18 protein-coding genes are annotated in these 14,163 nt (G+C 60.7%); 13 read left to right on the plus strand and 5 right to left on the minus strand.

The annotated features are described in order from the left end of the window. Positions 1 to 22 precede the first annotated feature (22 nt). Complete coding sequence (gene argB, locus AO065_RS08575; protein ID WP_004887166.1) at positions 23 to 928, plus strand: acetylglutamate kinase; 906 nt, start codon at positions 23 to 25, stop codon at positions 926 to 928. A gap of 69 nt (positions 929 to 997) precedes the next feature. Here the strand turns inward: argB and AO065_RS08580 are convergent, their stop codons facing one another. Continuing rightward, positions 998 to 1,567, minus strand: coding sequence for a hypothetical protein (locus AO065_RS08580; RefSeq protein ID WP_004887168.1), 570 nt, complete (start codon positions 1,565 to 1,567; stop codon positions 998 to 1,000). A gap of 76 nt (positions 1,568 to 1,643) precedes the next feature. Beyond that, positions 1,644 to 2,285 (minus strand): orotate phosphoribosyltransferase, encoded by a 642-nt coding sequence (pyrE, locus tag AO065_RS08585; RefSeq protein WP_004887170.1) that lies wholly within the window; start codon positions 2,283 to 2,285, stop codon positions 1,644 to 1,646. 81 nt (positions 2,286 to 2,366) lie between these two features. On the opposite strand from pyrE, the gene AO065_RS08590 reads away from it, so the two are divergent. Continuing rightward, complete coding sequence (locus AO065_RS08590; RefSeq protein WP_004887172.1) at positions 2,367 to 3,146, plus strand: exodeoxyribonuclease III; 780 nt, start codon at positions 2,367 to 2,369, stop codon at positions 3,144 to 3,146. A gap of 69 nt (positions 3,147 to 3,215) precedes the next feature. Here the strand turns inward: AO065_RS08590 and AO065_RS08595 are convergent, their stop codons facing one another. Next, positions 3,216 to 3,584 carry a DUF4870 domain-containing protein gene (locus tag AO065_RS08595; RefSeq protein ID WP_004887173.1) on the minus strand — a complete coding sequence of 123 codons (369 nt, stop codon included), beginning with the start codon at positions 3,582 to 3,584 and terminating at the stop codon, positions 3,216 to 3,218. 18 nt (positions 3,585 to 3,602) lie between these two features. Then, on the minus strand, positions 3,603 to 4,325 hold the full coding sequence (rph, locus tag AO065_RS08600; protein WP_003313989.1) for a ribonuclease PH: 723 nt from the start codon (positions 4,323 to 4,325) through the stop codon (positions 3,603 to 3,605). A 306-nt stretch (positions 4,326 to 4,631) separates the two neighbouring features. Here rph and AO065_RS08605 point away from each other — a divergent pair, with 306 nt between their 5' ends. The 8 genes from AO065_RS08605 (at position 4,632) to AO065_RS08640 (ending at position 10,881) form a co-directional block, all read left to right on the plus strand. Continuing rightward, positions 4,632 to 5,495 carry a YicC/YloC family endoribonuclease gene (locus AO065_RS08605; protein ID WP_004887175.1) on the plus strand — a complete coding sequence of 288 codons (864 nt, stop codon included), beginning with the start codon at positions 4,632 to 4,634 and terminating at the stop codon, positions 5,493 to 5,495. 13 nt (positions 5,496 to 5,508) lie between these two features. After that, the gene (gene gmk, locus AO065_RS08610) at positions 5,509 to 6,129 is read left to right on the plus strand and encodes a guanylate kinase (protein ID WP_004887178.1); all 621 of its coding nucleotides are present in this window, start codon (positions 5,509 to 5,511) and stop codon (positions 6,127 to 6,129) included. A 147-nt stretch (positions 6,130 to 6,276) separates the two neighbouring features. Next, the gene (gene rpoZ / locus AO065_RS08615) at positions 6,277 to 6,540 is read left to right on the plus strand and encodes a DNA-directed RNA polymerase subunit omega (protein ID WP_004887180.1); all 264 of its coding nucleotides are present in this window, start codon (positions 6,277 to 6,279) and stop codon (positions 6,538 to 6,540) included. A gap of 60 nt (positions 6,541 to 6,600) precedes the next feature. Next, the gene (gene spoT, locus AO065_RS08620; protein ID WP_004887181.1) at positions 6,601 to 8,706 is read left to right on the plus strand and encodes a bifunctional GTP diphosphokinase/guanosine-3',5'-bis pyrophosphate 3'-pyrophosphohydrolase; all 2,106 of its coding nucleotides are present in this window, start codon (positions 6,601 to 6,603) and stop codon (positions 8,704 to 8,706) included. Between the two features lie 25 nt (positions 8,707 to 8,731). Beyond that, the gene (locus tag AO065_RS08625; protein WP_004887183.1) at positions 8,732 to 9,112 is read left to right on the plus strand and encodes a RidA family protein; all 381 of its coding nucleotides are present in this window, start codon (positions 8,732 to 8,734) and stop codon (positions 9,110 to 9,112) included. A 54-nt stretch (positions 9,113 to 9,166) separates the two neighbouring features. After that, positions 9,167 to 9,904 carry a hypothetical protein gene (locus AO065_RS08630; protein WP_004887185.1) on the plus strand — a complete coding sequence of 246 codons (738 nt, stop codon included), beginning with the start codon at positions 9,167 to 9,169 and terminating at the stop codon, positions 9,902 to 9,904. A 120-nt stretch (positions 9,905 to 10,024) separates the two neighbouring features. Then, the gene (locus AO065_RS08635) at positions 10,025 to 10,459 is read left to right on the plus strand and encodes a YeeE/YedE family protein (protein ID WP_004887187.1); all 435 of its coding nucleotides are present in this window, start codon (positions 10,025 to 10,027) and stop codon (positions 10,457 to 10,459) included. Positions 10,460 to 10,461: 2 nt separating this feature from the next. Continuing rightward, positions 10,462 to 10,881, plus strand: coding sequence for a DUF6691 family protein (locus tag AO065_RS08640; protein WP_004887189.1), 420 nt, complete (start codon positions 10,462 to 10,464; stop codon positions 10,879 to 10,881). 15 nt (positions 10,882 to 10,896) lie between these two features. Here AO065_RS08640 and AO065_RS08645 read toward each other — a convergent pair whose 3' ends face one another. Then, a complete protein-coding gene (locus AO065_RS08645) occupies positions 10,897 to 11,745 on the minus strand; it encodes an SDR family oxidoreductase (RefSeq protein WP_004887190.1) in 849 nt (282 codons plus the stop codon). A gap of 207 nt (positions 11,746 to 11,952) precedes the next feature. Here AO065_RS08645 and exbB point away from each other — a divergent pair, with 207 nt between their 5' ends. Genes exbB through AO065_RS08660 form a run of 3 tightly spaced genes read left to right on the plus strand, consistent with a single transcriptional unit; the run spans position 11,953 to position 14,087 of the window. Further along, positions 11,953 to 12,909, plus strand: coding sequence for a tonB-system energizer ExbB (gene exbB, locus AO065_RS08650; protein WP_004887192.1), 957 nt, complete (start codon positions 11,953 to 11,955; stop codon positions 12,907 to 12,909). 3 nt (positions 12,910 to 12,912) lie between these two features. Next, complete coding sequence (gene exbD / locus AO065_RS08655) at positions 12,913 to 13,338, plus strand: TonB system transport protein ExbD (protein WP_004887194.1); 426 nt, start codon at positions 12,913 to 12,915, stop codon at positions 13,336 to 13,338. Next, positions 13,335 to 14,087 carry an energy transducer TonB gene (locus tag AO065_RS08660; RefSeq protein ID WP_004887195.1) on the plus strand — a complete coding sequence of 251 codons (753 nt, stop codon included), beginning with the start codon at positions 13,335 to 13,337 and terminating at the stop codon, positions 14,085 to 14,087. The genes exbD and AO065_RS08660 overlap by 4 nt, the downstream gene beginning before the upstream one ends. Positions 14,088 to 14,163: the final 76 nt, after the last annotated feature.

The raw sequence follows: 14,163 nt of genomic DNA on the forward strand, positions 1-14,163 counted from the left end.
TCCCATTTGACTGGAGCCCTGAATGACCCTCGAACGTGATGCCGCCTCTAATGTAGCCAAGGTCCTTTCCGAAGCGCTGCCTTACATTCGCCGCTTTGTTGGCAAGACGCTGGTTATCAAGTACGGCGGCAACGCCATGGAAAGCGACGAGCTGAAGACTGGCTTCGCTCGCGACATCGTGTTGATGAAAGCAGTGGGCATCAACCCGGTGGTCGTCCATGGCGGGGGGCCTCAGATCGGTGATCTGCTCAAGCGCCTGTCGATCGAAAGCCACTTCATCGATGGCATGCGCGTCACTGATGCCCAGACCATGGACGTTGTGGAAATGGTCCTGGGCGGTCAGGTCAACAAGGACATCGTCAATCTGATCAACCGTCATGGCGGCAGCGCCATCGGCCTGACCGGCAAGGACGCGGAGCTGATTCGTGCGAAGAAGCTGACCGTCACCCGTCAGACGCCGGAAATGACCAAGCCTGAAATCATCGACATTGGCCATGTGGGCGAAGTGGTCGGCATCAATACCGACCTGCTAAACATGCTGGTCAAAGGTGATTTCATCCCGGTCATCGCGCCTATCGGCGTGGGTGCCGACGGTGAGTCCTACAACATCAACGCCGACCTGGTCGCGGGCAAGGTTGCCGAGGCCCTCAAGGCCGAGAAACTGATGCTGCTGACCAACATTGCCGGCCTGATGGACAAGCAGGGCCAGGTCCTGACGGGCCTGACCACCGAGCAGGTGAACACGTTGATTGCCGACGGCACGATCTACGGCGGCATGCTGCCAAAGATCAAATGTGCGCTGGAAGCCGTGCAGGGTGGCGTGACCACTTCGCACATCATCGACGGGCGCGTTCCGAACGCCGTGTTGCTGGAAATCTTCACCGACACCGGCGTAGGCACCCTGATCAGTAACCGCAAGCGCTACTGATCACATCGCCTCAGCTACAAAAAAGGCCCCGCCAGCAGACGCTGACGGGGCCTTTGTTTTTCATGCGACTCAGCGGGTCAGTTGCTGCACGCGCACCCTGTCTGCTGCAAAATCTGCCTCGGCCCTGGTGCGTGCGGCCTGATAGCCTGCGATGTCGGCCTGCAACTTTTGCTGTTGGCTGCGCAGGTCATCCAGTTGCTCGATGATCGCTTGCGGAACCGGACGCCCTGCCCGCTCCTGATCAGCGGCCTGGCCTTGAAGGGAACGCTGTTGATTGGCAAGACCCTGAATATTGCCCTGGGCAACATCGATCAGGGTATCCAGCTCGGCCAGCTTGCGGGTTTTTACCCGGTCCACTTCTTCGACGCTGCCGTACAGGCTGAGAAGCTTCGCATTGGCCTCGGCCTGAAGTTTGGCGGCTTCGGTCTGGCGAATCTGTTCGGCAGTGGGCGCGGGCGGGATCACCTGCACCACACGGCCCCGGGCGTTGAGCACTTCGTAGCCTTTGGCGACGTACTCGGCCGGCACACCCAGACGGTCGATGACCGTGACGCCGCGACTGTCGATGTACCGGTAAAGCCGCACCTCGGGAACGTCGGCAGCCTGCACGATAGTGCTCGCGACCGACAGCCACAGCATCAACGCGCCCGATCCGCGTACAAGCCTCTGCAATGCGCCTGACGGGCATTGCTTCTGCGCCCGCCAGAACGGCATGTCAGATACCGTACTGTGCGCGGTAGGCTTCGACAGCAGGCAGGTGCTGCTTGAGCTGAGGATCGTCAGCGAGGAATTCCAGTACCTGATTCAACGACACGATGCTCACCACCGGAATGCCGAAGTCGCGCTCGACTTCCTGAATGGCCGACAATTCGCCGTTGCCACGTTCCTGACGGTTGAGCGCGATCAGCACACCCGCTGCCTTGGCGTCCTGCGCACTGATGATCTGCATGACTTCACGAATGGCGGTACCGGCCGTGATCACGTCGTCGATGATCAGAACATCACCAGCCAGCGGTGCGCCGACCAGACTGCCACCCTCGCCGTGCGCCTTGGCTTCCTTGCGGTTGAAGCACCAGGGCAGATCACGATCATGATGCTCGGCCAACGCCACAGCCGTAGCGGCTGCCAGCGGGATACCCTTGTAGGCCGGCCCGAACAGAACATCGAAGGAAATGCCGCTCTCGACCACCGCTGCAGCGTAGAAACGTCCGAGCTGCGCCAGGGCCGAGCCGCTGTTGAACAGACCGGCATTGAAGAAATATGGGCTGGTGCGTCCAGACTTGAGCGTGAACTCACCGAAGCGCAGCACGCCGCGATCTATGGCAAAACGAATGAAATCGCGTTGATACGCCTGCATAAAAAAAGCCTCGAAAGCACGGATTTAGCTAATTGGGTAGAGCTCGGGTATCATACACGCACGTGATTTTTGGGGCCATTTATGCGGATCATCAGTGTGAACGTAAATGGCATTCAAGCTGCGGTCGAGCGCGGGTTGCTCAGCTGGCTGCAAGCTCAGAATGCCGACGTCATCTGCTTACAGGACACCCGCGCCTCCGCCTTTGAACTGGATGATCCAGCTTTTCAGCTGGATGGCTACTTCCTCTATGCCTGCGAAGCCGAAGTCCCCGCTCAGGGTGGCGTGGCGCTTTATTCGCGGTTGCAACCGAAGGCGGTGATCAGCGGCCTCGGCTTCGAGACAGCCGACCGCTACGGGCGTTACCTGCAAGCCGATTTCGACAAAGTCAGTATTGCAACCCTTCTCTTCCCTTCCGGGATGAACGGGGATGAAGACCTGAATCAGAAGTTCAAGCTCATGGACGACTTCGGCAAGTACATGGACAAGCAGCGCCGCAAGCGTCGCGAGTACATTTACTGCGGTTCGCTCTATGTGGCGCAGCAGAAGCTCGACATCAAGAACTGGCGCGACAGCCAGCAATCTCCTGGCTTCCTGGCGCCCGAACGCGCCTGGATGGACGAGATCGTGGGCACCATGGGCTATGTCGATGCCCTGCGTGAAGTCAGTCGCGAAGGCGATCAGTACAGCTGGTGGCCGGATAACGAACAGGCCGAGATGCTGAATCTGGGCTGGCGCTTTGACTACCAGATCCTGACTCCAGGTCTGCGCCGCTTCGTGCGTAGCGCCCGTCTGCCTCGCCAGCCGCGCTTCTCGCAGCACGCGCCGCTGATCGTGGATTACGACTGGACCCTCACGATCTGATCGTCACGCGACACCCGAACACGAAAAAGCCGACTTGAAGTCGGCTTTTTGCGCTGCCTGCGATTTTGCCTACTTCAGCAGACGCCATGTGAACGGGTAGCGATAATCCACCCCTTCGTTGGCCTTCACGCCGGCAATGATCGTCAGCACCAGAGCACCAAGACCCACCAGCATCAACAATGCGAAGCCGATCACCACGACCATCAGCAGGATGCTGATCGTGGCCGCAATCGCGACCGTGATCTGAAAATTGAGCGCTTCCTTGCCCTGCGCATCGATAAACGGGTCACTTTCCTTCTTCATCTGCCAAAGGATCAACGGCCCCAGCAGATTGCCGAACGGAAAGAGCATCCCGAAGAACGCAGACAAGTGACAGAACATCGCCCATTGACGGGCACTTTGAGCCGGTTTCTGCACAGGATGCTGGCTGTCACTCATGGTCACGCTCCAGGATTATCAGTCGGCCAGTGCGGCGCGCTGCAATTCGAACAGTTCGGTCATGCCCTTCTGCGCCAGTGCCAGCATCGCGTTCAGCTCTTCAGGCTGGAACGGCGCGCCTTCGGCGGTGCCCTGCACCTCGATGAAACCACCTGCACTGGTCATGACCACGTTCAGGTCGGTCTCGGCAGCGGAGTCTTCCAGGTAGTCCAGATCGAGCACTGGCTCGCCCTGATACATGCCGACCGACACCGCAGCAATCATCTGCTTGAGTGGATCGCCGCCTTTCAGACCGCCACGCTTCTTGATCACTTTCAAGGCATCAGCCAGCGCAACCATCGCGCCGGTGATGGATGCGGTACGTGTACCACCGTCGGCCTGGATGACATCGCAATCGACGTACAGGGTGACATCGCCCAGCTTGGACATGTCCAGCGCAGCGCGCAGCGAACGACCGATCAGGCGCTGGATTTCCAGCGTACGGCCGCCCTGCTTGCCGCGGCTCGCTTCACGCTGGTTACGCTCGCCGGTGGCGCGCGGCAGCATGCCGTATTCGGCCGTCAACCAGCCCTGGCCCTGGCCTTTCAGGAAGCGCGGCACGCCATTCTCGACGCTGACGGTGCAGATCACCTTGGTGTCACCGAACTCAACCAGCACAGAACCCTCGGCGTGTTTGGTGTAGTTGCGGGTGATGCGGATCGAGCGGAGCTGATCGGCGGCGCGACCACTTGGACGTTTCATCTGGGATACCTGTACTGAGACGGAAAACTGCCGAGCATTATAGAGGCCATCGTCCGGACAGGGCATCTCTTAAAGTCGGCGCCGCCCGACCGCCAAGGCTGAAAGGCTCTGAAACGGGGCTTTGAGCCACTATTCGTGCAGGCAAAAAAAGTCTTGCACGGTTTGTCACACTGCCGGATTGGGAGCCTGCGCCGCACTGCGCTACAATCCTGCGCCTTTGCAGCCTGTCGGCTTTCACGACACCCACGGCAGCTGTCCGCCCCATGAGCGGACTCGACCGCCCGGACTGAATCAAGAGGTATTCCCATGGTGCACAGCATGACTGCCTTCGCCCGAGTAGAACGGGCCGGTGCCCAGGGCACACTGAGCTGGGAACTGCGCTCGGTCAATCATCGCTACCTTGAGCCCCATCTGCGCCTGCCCGAGTCATTCCGGGACCTGGAAGGCGGGATTCGCGAGGCGCTGCGCCAGGGTCTGTCGCGGGGCAAGGTCGAATGCACCTTGCGCTTTGTCGAAGAAACCGCAGGCAAGCCCCTGCAGGTTGATCGCGAGCGGGCCAGCCAGTTGATCGCCGCCGCGGAATCGGTTGCCAGCCTGATCAAGCAGCCCGCGCCGCTCAACCCGCTTGAAGTGCTGGCCTGGCCCGGTGTTCTGGTGGCCGATGCCAACGATCCGCAGGCCCTGAACAACGAAGCCCTGACGCTGTTCAACGAGGCACTCACCGAATTGAAGAACGGCCGCGGCCGCGAAGGCGCGGACCTGGGGAAACTTCTCGACGAACGGCTGACCTCCATCACTGAAGAAGTCGTCACCCTGCGCACCCTCGTGCCGCAGATGCTCGCCACCCAGCGCCAGAAAGTGCTGGATCGCTTCGCCGACATGAAGGCCGAGCTGGATCCGCAGCGTCTGGAGCAGGAAATGGTCCTGCTGGCGCAGAAAAGCGATGTCGCCGAAGAACTGGATCGCCTGAGCACCCACGTCACCGAAGTACGCCGCGTGCTCAAGACCGGCGGCCAGGCGGGTCGCCGCCTGGACTTCCTGATGCAGGAACTGAATCGCGAAGCCAACACACTGGGCTCCAAAGCCTTCGACCCACGCAGCACGCAAGCGGCCGTCAACCTGAAAGTGTTGATCGAGCAGATGCGTGAACAAGTGCAGAATATTGAGTAAGGCTGAACCTGACATGACCCACAAATCCGGCACCCTGTACATCATTTCCGCGCCCTCCGGCGCAGGCAAGACCAGTCTGGTCAATGCCCTGATCCAGGCTCAGCCGCAGATCCGCGTCTCGGTGTCGCACACCACCCGCGCCATGCGTCCGGGCGAGCAGGACGGGGTGAATTACCACTTCGTCGACCGTGCGGAATTCGCACGAATGATCGAACATGGCGACTTCCTGGAACAGGCCGAAGTCTTCGGCAACCAGTACGGCACTTCGCAAAGCCATCTGCAACAGACGCTGGATGAAGGCCACGACCTGATTCTGGAAATCGACTGGCAGGGCGCCCAGCAGGTTCGCGCACAGATGCCTCACGCCCGCTCGATCTTCATTCTGCCGCCCAGCCAGCAGGCCCTGCGTCAGCGCCTGACCAACCGCGGCCAGGACAGCGACGAGATCATCGAAAACCGGATGCGTGAGGCCGTCAGCGAGATGAGCCACTACATCGAGTACGAATACATCGTGGTCAACGATGATTTCGCCGGCGCACTGGAAGACCTGAAGTCCATCTTCCGTGCCAATCGCCTGACCCAGCAGCATCAGCAAGAGCAATACAGCGAGCTTTTTCAGCAATTGCTGGCTTGATCGGGACGTTTCAACGCGGCAGACTGCAGGTCAGACAAAGACCGTTTGTGGCATGCCGCTTGCTGCTTGCAGCAGTCCGCTTGTAAACTACCGAGTCCGCTCGCCCATCCGGGCACCGCGCATACGCATTTGCTACGAGGAATACCCATGGCCCGCGTGACCGTTGAAGACTGCCTAGAACACGTCGATAACCGCTTCGAGCTGGTCATGCTCGCTACCAAGCGTTCGCGTCAACTCGCCACCGGCGGCAAAGAGCCGAAGCTGGCGTGGGAAAACGACAAGCCTACCGTCGTGGCCCTGCGTGAAATCGCGGCCGGCCTGATGGATTATGCCGTTATTGCAGAAGCCGAAATCGTTGAAGATGAACCATTGTTCGCAGCGTTCGAGGACGAGTCCAACGAGGCCGTCTAAGCCTATGCCGGGTCGACGTAGTACGGCGCAGGGTAAAAGCCATCGGCAGGGGGTAGCGCCTTGCCGAGCATAGACGCCCTCGCCGACAGACTGTCGGCCTACCTCGGCAAGGACCAGGTCAATCTGGTCCGCCGAGCGTATTTCTACGCCGAACAAGCCCACGATGGTCAGCGCCGTCGAAGCGGCGAAGCCTACGTCACGCATCCTCTTGCGGTGGCGAATATTCTTGCCGACATGCACATGGACCATCAGAGCCTGATGGCGGCGATGCTGCATGACGTGATCGAAGACACCGGGATTGCCAAGGAAGCGCTCAGCGCACAGTTTGGCGAAACCGTGGCCGAACTGGTCGATGGGGTCAGCAAACTGACCCAGATGAACTTCGAGACCAAAGCCGAAGCACAGGCCGAGAACTTCCAGAAAATGGCCATGGCCATGGCGCGCGACATTCGCGTGATCCTGGTCAAGCTCGCCGACCGCCTGCACAACATGCGCACTCTGGAAGTCCTTTCCGGTGAAAAGCGCCGCCGCATCGCGAAAGAAACCCTCGAAATCTACGCACCCATTGCCAACCGCCTGGGCATGCACAGCGTGCGTATCGAATTCGAGGACCTGGGCTTCAAGGCCATGTACCCGATGCGTTCCTCGCGGATCAATCAGGCGGTCAAGCGCGCCCGAGGCAATCGCAAGGAACTGGTCAACAAGATCGAAGAGTCCCTGAGCCATTGCCTTGCCGTCGACGGCATCGAGGGCGATGTCAGCGGGCGACAGAAGCACCTGTACGGCATCTACAAGAAGATGCGCGGCAAGCGTCGGGCCTTTAACGAGATCATGGACGTTTACGCGTTCCGCATCATCGTCGACAAGGTAGACACCTGCTATCGCGTGCTGGGCGCTGTGCATAATCTGTACAAACCGTTGCCCGGCCGTTTCAAGGATTACATCGCAATTCCCAAGGCCAACGGCTACCAGTCGCTGCACACCACCTTGTTCGGCATGCACGGTGTGCCCATCGAAATCCAGATCCGCACCCGCGAAATGGAAGAGATGGCCAACAACGGGATCGCGGCGCACTGGCTGTACAAATCCAGCGACGATGAACAGCCCAAGGGTACGCATGCCCGTGCCCGTCAGTGGGTCAAGGGCGTGCTGGAAATGCAGCAGCGTGCCGGCAACTCGCTGGAATTCATCGAGAGCGTCAAGATCGACCTGTTCCCGGACGAGGTCTACGTCTTCACGCCCAAGGGCCGGATCATGGAGCTGCCCAAAGGCTCCACGGCCGTGGACTTCGCTTATGCGGTTCACACCGACGTCGGCAACAGCTGCATCGCCTGCCGGATCAATCGCCGACTGGCGCCGCTCTCGGAACCGCTGCAGAGCGGTTCGACCGTCGAGATCGTCAGCGCACCCGGCGCACGCCCCAACCCGGCCTGGCTGAACTTCGTTGTCACCGGCAAGGCGCGCACGCACATTCGCCACGCCCTGAAGCTGCAACGCCGCTCCGAATCCATCAGCCTGGGCGAACGCCTGCTGAACAAGGTCCTCAATGGCTTCGAAAGCAGCCTGGACAAGATTCCTGCCGAGCGCGTGCAACTGGCCTTGAACGAATACCGCGTGGAAGTGCTGGAAGACCTGCTCGAAGACATCGGACTGGGCAATCGCATGGCCTACGTCGTTGCCCGCCGCCTGCTGGGCGAGGGCGATCAATTGCCGAGCCCGGAAGGTCCGCTGGCGATTCGCGGCACCGAAGGCCTGGTGCTGAGCTACGCCAAGTGTTGCACGCCGATACCGGGCGATCCGATCGTGGGCCACCTGTCTGCGGGCAAGGGCATGGTCGTGCACCTGGACAACTGCCGCAACATCAGCGAAATCCGCCACAACCCGGAAAAATGCATCCAGCTGTCTTGGGCCAAGGATGTGACCGGCGAATTCAATGTCGAGCTGCGTGTCGAACTGGAACATCAGCGTGGCCTGATCGCCTTGCTGGCCAGCAGCGTCAACGCCGCCGACGGCAACATCGAAAAAATCAGCATGGACGAGCGCGATGGCCGCATCAGTGTGGTCCAGCTCGTCGTCAGCGTGCACGACCGTGTGCATCTGGCCCGCGTGATCAAGAAACTACGTGCACTGACCGGGGTCACACGCATCACCCGGATGCGCTCGTAGGCAATCCCATTCGCAGGAGTTCTTCATGACCAAGACTGTCATCACCAGTGAAAAAGCCCCGGCGGCCATCGGCCCTTACTCGCAGGCGATCAAGGCTGGCAATACCGTCTACATGTCCGGCCAGATCCCTCTGGACCCGAAAACCATGGAGCTGGTCGACGGCATCGAAGCCCAGATCACCCAAGTCTTCGAAAACCTGAAGTCCGTCGCTGAAGCGGCTGGCGGTTCGTTCAAGGACATCGTCAAGCTGAACATCTTCCTGACCGACCTGGGCCATTTTGCCAAGGTCAACGAGATCATGGGCACCTACTTCGCACAGCCTTACCCGGCGCGTGCAGCCATCGGCGTTGCCGCACTGCCACGTGGTGCGCAGGTCGAGATGGACGCGATTCTCGTCATCGAATAAATCCCCCAGCGGAGCGTTGCTGCGTTCCGCTCTCCCTGAAGGAAGGAATCTGTTATGCGTTCCGCGCTCGCCATTTCACTGCTGGCCGTTGTTCTCGGCGGCTGCTCCAGCTTTGCCGACCGCAACCCGGACGGCACCTGGATCAACCAGACCGCCATCGATGCCGCGGTCAAGCAGGGCAACCTGCGTCAGGCGCTGCTCGCCAACGGTCCGAATCTGGAGTGGCAGATCAACTCCAAGGCCAATCAGGCGGTGTACTCCAACGGCTTCGAGCTGGGTGAAGGCAAGATTGTCAGTGCCGCTGAAGGCAAGCTGCACATCGACTTCTACGGCAACTTCTTCGAAGACCTGAGCGTCAAGGGTGACGAACTGGTACAGGCAGCCAGCGAATCCGGCCCTGAGCAGCACTTCGAAAAACCGAAGAACACCGTGCCCGAAGGCGCACAGCCGGGCAGCACCTTTGAAAAAGCGCTGTATGCGGCCTACATGGGTGGCAAATGGACCATCGTTGAAGGCGACGGTCAGGGCAGCACCGTGCAGTTCATGCCGGACGGCAGCGTCCAGGGTCTTCCGGAAAACGATCGCTTCGCGCTGTGCCTGGCTGGCGATTGCGCCGCCATGAGCGGTGAGTACGACAGCATGTGGCTGGAAAAGGCCGAGCAGGGTAATCCCTGGATTTTCGCTCGCAAGGGCAAGCAACTGGAGATTTTCCAGGCAGTGAATAACGCAGGGGCCGATCAAATGCCCGAACTGCGTCCGGGCACTCGCCGCTGGTTGCTTGAGCAGCAGTAAATCCGGCATTGTGCAGTGGATCAGCAAAAAAGCGCCCTTCATGGGCGCTTTTTCGTTCACGCGGTTCGGCACTCTCGGAGCGTCAGCCGCCCTCCATAAACGAGTCGTCAGGGGTGAGACATGATAACGATATCCAGCCACTTCACGCCCTGGACCTCGCTGACCGGAGGGCTGTTGATTGGTCTCGCAGCCAGTCTGTTCATTCTGCTCAATGGCAGAATCATGGGTATCAGCGGGCTGCTTGGCAGCGTCCTTTCCCGCGTTGCCGAAGGCCGTACCGAAAAGCTGCTTTTTCTCTCGGGTCTGCTGGGGTCCCCCTTGGTCTGGTCGCTGGGCTCGTCGCTTCCCGAGGCGTCGTTCGATGCCAACGTCCTGACGCTGCTGGCCGCCGGGCTGATGGTCGGGATCGGTACCCGCTACGGCGCCGGATGCACCAGTGGACACGGCATATGCGGACTGTCACGCCTGTCGCCGCGATCCCTTGTGGCCGTCTGCTGCTTCATGGGCAGCGGTTTCGCCAGCGTTTATCTGATTCGTCATCTGGCCGGGGTCTGACCATGCGCAAACTGACTGCACTGCTTACCGGTCTGATCTTCGGTCTGGGGCTCTACCTCAGCGGCATGACGAACCCGGCGAAGGTGCTGGCATTTCTGGACATCGCAGGCGACTGGGATCCGTCACTGGCTCTTGTCATGGCCGGCGCACTCGTGCCGAGCAGCCTTGCATTTTATGTGGCAAGGCGCCGCCAGACATCGCTGCTCGGCGCGGCCCTTCAAATACCGACGCTCAGGGTGATCGACCGCAGGCTCGTTTGGGGCAGCCTGCTGTTCGGTGCCGGCTGGGCCCTGGCAGGACTGTGTCCTGGCCCGGCGCTGGCGCTGCTACTGACCGGGCGATGGCAACCCGTGGTGTTCACCCTGGCACTGGTGGCGGGCATGCTGATCTTTGCGCGACTTCAGTCCCGCAAGGCAACCTGAGCGCCTGACTGGCGATCAACCCAGCAGGGCGGCGTAACCCGCCTTGTAGTCGGGGTACACCGGTACCCAGCCCAGCGCACGGGCGCGCGCATTGCTGCAGCGTTTGCTGCCGACCCGCTGCACGCTGACGTCGTCAGACCATTCGGTAACGCCCAGGTACTCACGAATCCACGACACCACGTCAGCCAATGCAGCCGGGTCGTCGTCCACGCCCAGATAGCAGCTCTCCAGTGCAACGCCCCGATCATCGGCCTCAAGCAGATGCGCCAGCAGACCCGCTGCGTCGTCGGCGTGAATGCGATTGGCGTAGACCGGGGGATCTATTCTGACGCTGTGGCCCTGACGCACCCGGTTGGACAGATCTGCACGGCCCGGCCCGTAGATACCGGTCAATCTCACGGCCGTGGCGGGAAGGCCGCTGTTCAGCGCCAGCTGTTCAGCCTCAAGCATGACCGTGCCGGTATAGCCGACAGGTTCGGTTGCGGACGTTTCATCGACCCATTCACCCTCCTGCTGGCCGTAAACACCGCTGCTGGACACGAAAAACAGACGTTTGGGCCGTTGACCCTGCTCTTTGAGCCAGCCAAGCACATGGCGCAACCCGTTGACATAGGCGTCTCGATAACCGGCTTCGTCACGCTGCGAGGGCGTGGCGCAATACACCACGTAGTCGATCTGGCCCGTCGGCCAGTCAGCGGGTCTCGCGGTCGCGAACAGATCGCCCCGGATTGGCAAGACACCCTCGGGCAGCTCGGAAACCGTGCGCCGCAGCCCATGGACAGACCAGTCATGAGCCAGCAGGCGCGTGGCCAGTCGGGAGCCGATATCGCCACAACCAGCGATCAAAACGGATGGGGCAGACATTGCATATCTCCACAGGAAGGTGATCAGACACCGTGTAAGTCATCAGAAAACGTCAAATATTCGGGCCAATATGTAAAAAAGATACAGTATTACTTTTGTTAACAAGAACGATTTGCAATAATGGCGACCCATTTGTTCCCCTGGAACGCCGAACGCAACGCACGGCGACTGGAACGATCACTTTCTATTCTCCCAGGTCAGGCCAGCATGACACGTATCCAATCAATCGCTTCGCCAACCAAGCTATTCAGCCTGCCTCGCGCATGGCGCGGCATCGCGGCTCTCGTCCTGAGCCTGATGCTCGCACCCGTTGCACTCGCCGACCAGTCGGCACCTGCAACGCCGCCTGCCGCCACGGCCCCTGCAGCGACCAACGCCGCACCGGCGCCGGTTCAGGCTGACGCCGCAGCGCCTATGGAGACGCTGGAACCTGCCGCCGAAGACAACAGCCTGGGCATGTCGCACGACCTGTCGCCATGGGGCATGTATCAGAACGCCGATGTGGTGGTGAAAGCAGTCATGATCGGTCTGGCCATCGCCTCGATCATCACCTGGACCATCTGGATCGCCAAGGGTTTCGAACTGCTGGGCGCCAAGCGCCGCCTGCGTACCGAAATCGCCAACCTGAAGAAGGCCCGCACCCTGTCCGAAGCCGGTGAAACCGCTGCGAAGGAAGGCACGCTGGCCAACCTGCTGGTTCACGACGCGATGGAAGAGATGCGCCTGTCCACCAACAGCCGCGAGCGCGAAGGCATCAAGGAACGCGTCAGCTTCCGCCTGGAGCGTCTGGTTGCAGCCTGCGGTCGCAACATGAGCTCCGGCACCGGCGTGCTGGCAACCATCGGTTCCACCGCGCCATTCGTGGGCCTGTTCGGTACCGTATGGGGCATCATGAACAGCTTCATCGGCATCGCCAAGACCCAGACCACCAACCTCGCCGTCGTCGCTCCAGGCATCGCTGAAGCCTTGCTGGCAACCGCGCTGGGCCTGGTTGCCGCGATTCCTGCGGTGGTCATCTACAACGTTTTCGCCCGTTCCATTGCCGGTTACAAGGCACAGGTTGCCGATGCCTCGGCGCAGGTACTGCTGCTGGTCAGCCGCGATCTGGACCACCAGCCAGCTGCCGAACGCAGCCAGTCGCCACACATGGTCAAGGTGGGCTGAACCTTGGGCATGCATCTGAAGGAAGGCGACGACGATCTCGCCGAAAACCACGAAATCAACGTCACGCCGTTCATCGACGTCATGCTGGTGCTGCTGATCATCTTCATGGTCGCGGCACCTCTGGCCACGGTGGACATCAAGGTTGACCTGCCTGCGTCTACCGCGACGCCGCAACCCCGGCCCGAAAAGCCGATCTTCCTCAGCGTCAAGACCGACAAGAGCCTGTACCTGGGCGAAGAGAAGGTCGCACGCGAGCAGATCGGTCAGGTGCTGGATGCGCGCACCAAGGGCAAGAAAGACACCACGATCTTCTTCCAGGCCGACAAGGGCGTGGATTACGGCGATCTGATGGACGTCATGAACTCGCTTCGGGGTGCGGGCTACCTGAAAGTAGGTCTGGTAGGCCTTGAGACGGTTGGTAAGAAATGATCACTACGCGCCAAAAACTGACGCGCTATAGCGGTAGTCTGTTGTTGGTGCTGGCCGTGCACGCGATTGCGATCATCGTCGCTCTTCGCTGGCCGGCCTCTCAAGCCATCGAACTGCCTCCGGCAGCCATGATGGTCGAGCTGGCGCCCTTGCCGGAACCCGCACCGCCGCCACCGCCTCAGGTCGTCCAGCCGCCTCAGCCGCCCGCACCGGAAGAACAGGTGCAGGTGCCAGAGGTCGTTGAAGCGCCGAAGCCGGAAATCGTCGTGCCCAAGAAGGTGGAAAAGCCCAAGCCGAAACCGCAGCCGCCAAAGCCGCAGAAGAAGCCTGAGCCGCCAAAGCCCGAGGAAAAACCTGCCGAAGAGAAACCGGTAGACACGCCTCCGACCACGGCCAAACCCGAGAAGTCGGCTGCTCCGACACCGCCGGCACCTGCCTCGCCGCCAAGCAATGCGCTGCCAAGCTGGCAGGGCGACCTGCTGCGCCATCTGGGCAAATACAAGAAGTACCCTGAGGACGCCCGTCGTCGCGGCATGCAGGGTGTGGCTCGTCTGCGCTTCGTGGTGGATGCACAGGGCAATGTTTCGTCGTACGAGATTGCCAGCAGCTCCGGCAGTCCGGCACTGGATCGGGCGACCATGGAGATGATCCGTCGCGCGCAGCCTCTGCCGAAGCCGCCTGCAGAAATCCTCAACAACGGCACCATCGAAATCCTCGCACCGTTCGTTTATTCGCTGGATAAACGCTGAATCGCACTTTTGTTACTCAAGAGTGCTTCTGATAACGTGCGTCTATCGATTGCACCCGCTATGCTGGGGCCGCAAC

It is taken from the genome of Pseudomonas viridiflava (genome assembly GCF_001642795.1).
Taxonomy (GTDB): domain Bacteria; phylum Pseudomonadota; class Gammaproteobacteria; order Pseudomonadales; family Pseudomonadaceae; genus Aquipseudomonas; species Aquipseudomonas viridiflava.

What these genes read in the sequence shown, in the direction of transcription:
- argB (WP_004887166.1), top strand. Translation starts at nt 23, where the DNA reads ATGACCCTCGAACGTGATGCCGCCTCTAATGTAGCCAAGGTCCTTTCC.
- AO065_RS08580 (WP_004887168.1), bottom strand. Translation starts at nt 1,567, where the DNA reads ATGCTGTGGCTGTCGGTCGCGAGCACTATCGTGCAGGCTGCCGACGTT.
- pyrE (WP_004887170.1), bottom strand. Translation starts at nt 2,285, where the DNA reads ATGCAGGCGTATCAACGCGATTTCATTCGTTTTGCCATAGATCGCGGC.
- AO065_RS08590 (WP_004887172.1), top strand. Translation starts at nt 2,367, where the DNA reads ATGCGGATCATCAGTGTGAACGTAAATGGCATTCAAGCTGCGGTCGAG.
- AO065_RS08595 (WP_004887173.1), bottom strand. Translation starts at nt 3,584, where the DNA reads ATGAGTGACAGCCAGCATCCTGTGCAGAAACCGGCTCAAAGTGCCCGT.
- rph (WP_003313989.1), bottom strand. Translation starts at nt 4,325, where the DNA reads ATGAAACGTCCAAGTGGTCGCGCCGCCGATCAGCTCCGCTCGATCCGC.
- AO065_RS08605 (WP_004887175.1), top strand. Translation starts at nt 4,632, where the DNA reads ATGGTGCACAGCATGACTGCCTTCGCCCGAGTAGAACGGGCCGGTGCC.
- gmk (WP_004887178.1), top strand. Translation starts at nt 5,509, where the DNA reads ATGACCCACAAATCCGGCACCCTGTACATCATTTCCGCGCCCTCCGGC.
- rpoZ (WP_004887180.1), top strand. Translation starts at nt 6,277, where the DNA reads ATGGCCCGCGTGACCGTTGAAGACTGCCTAGAACACGTCGATAACCGC.
- AO065_RS08625 (WP_004887183.1), top strand. Translation starts at nt 8,732, where the DNA reads ATGACCAAGACTGTCATCACCAGTGAAAAAGCCCCGGCGGCCATCGGC.
- AO065_RS08630 (WP_004887185.1), top strand. Translation starts at nt 9,167, where the DNA reads ATGCGTTCCGCGCTCGCCATTTCACTGCTGGCCGTTGTTCTCGGCGGC.
- AO065_RS08635 (WP_004887187.1), top strand. Translation starts at nt 10,025, where the DNA reads ATGATAACGATATCCAGCCACTTCACGCCCTGGACCTCGCTGACCGGA.
- AO065_RS08640 (WP_004887189.1), top strand. Translation starts at nt 10,462, where the DNA reads ATGCGCAAACTGACTGCACTGCTTACCGGTCTGATCTTCGGTCTGGGG.
- AO065_RS08645 (WP_004887190.1), bottom strand. Translation starts at nt 11,745, where the DNA reads ATGTCTGCCCCATCCGTTTTGATCGCTGGTTGTGGCGATATCGGCTCC.
- exbB (WP_004887192.1), top strand. Translation starts at nt 11,953, where the DNA reads ATGACACGTATCCAATCAATCGCTTCGCCAACCAAGCTATTCAGCCTG.
- AO065_RS08660 (WP_004887195.1), top strand. Translation starts at nt 13,335, where the DNA reads ATGATCACTACGCGCCAAAAACTGACGCGCTATAGCGGTAGTCTGTTG.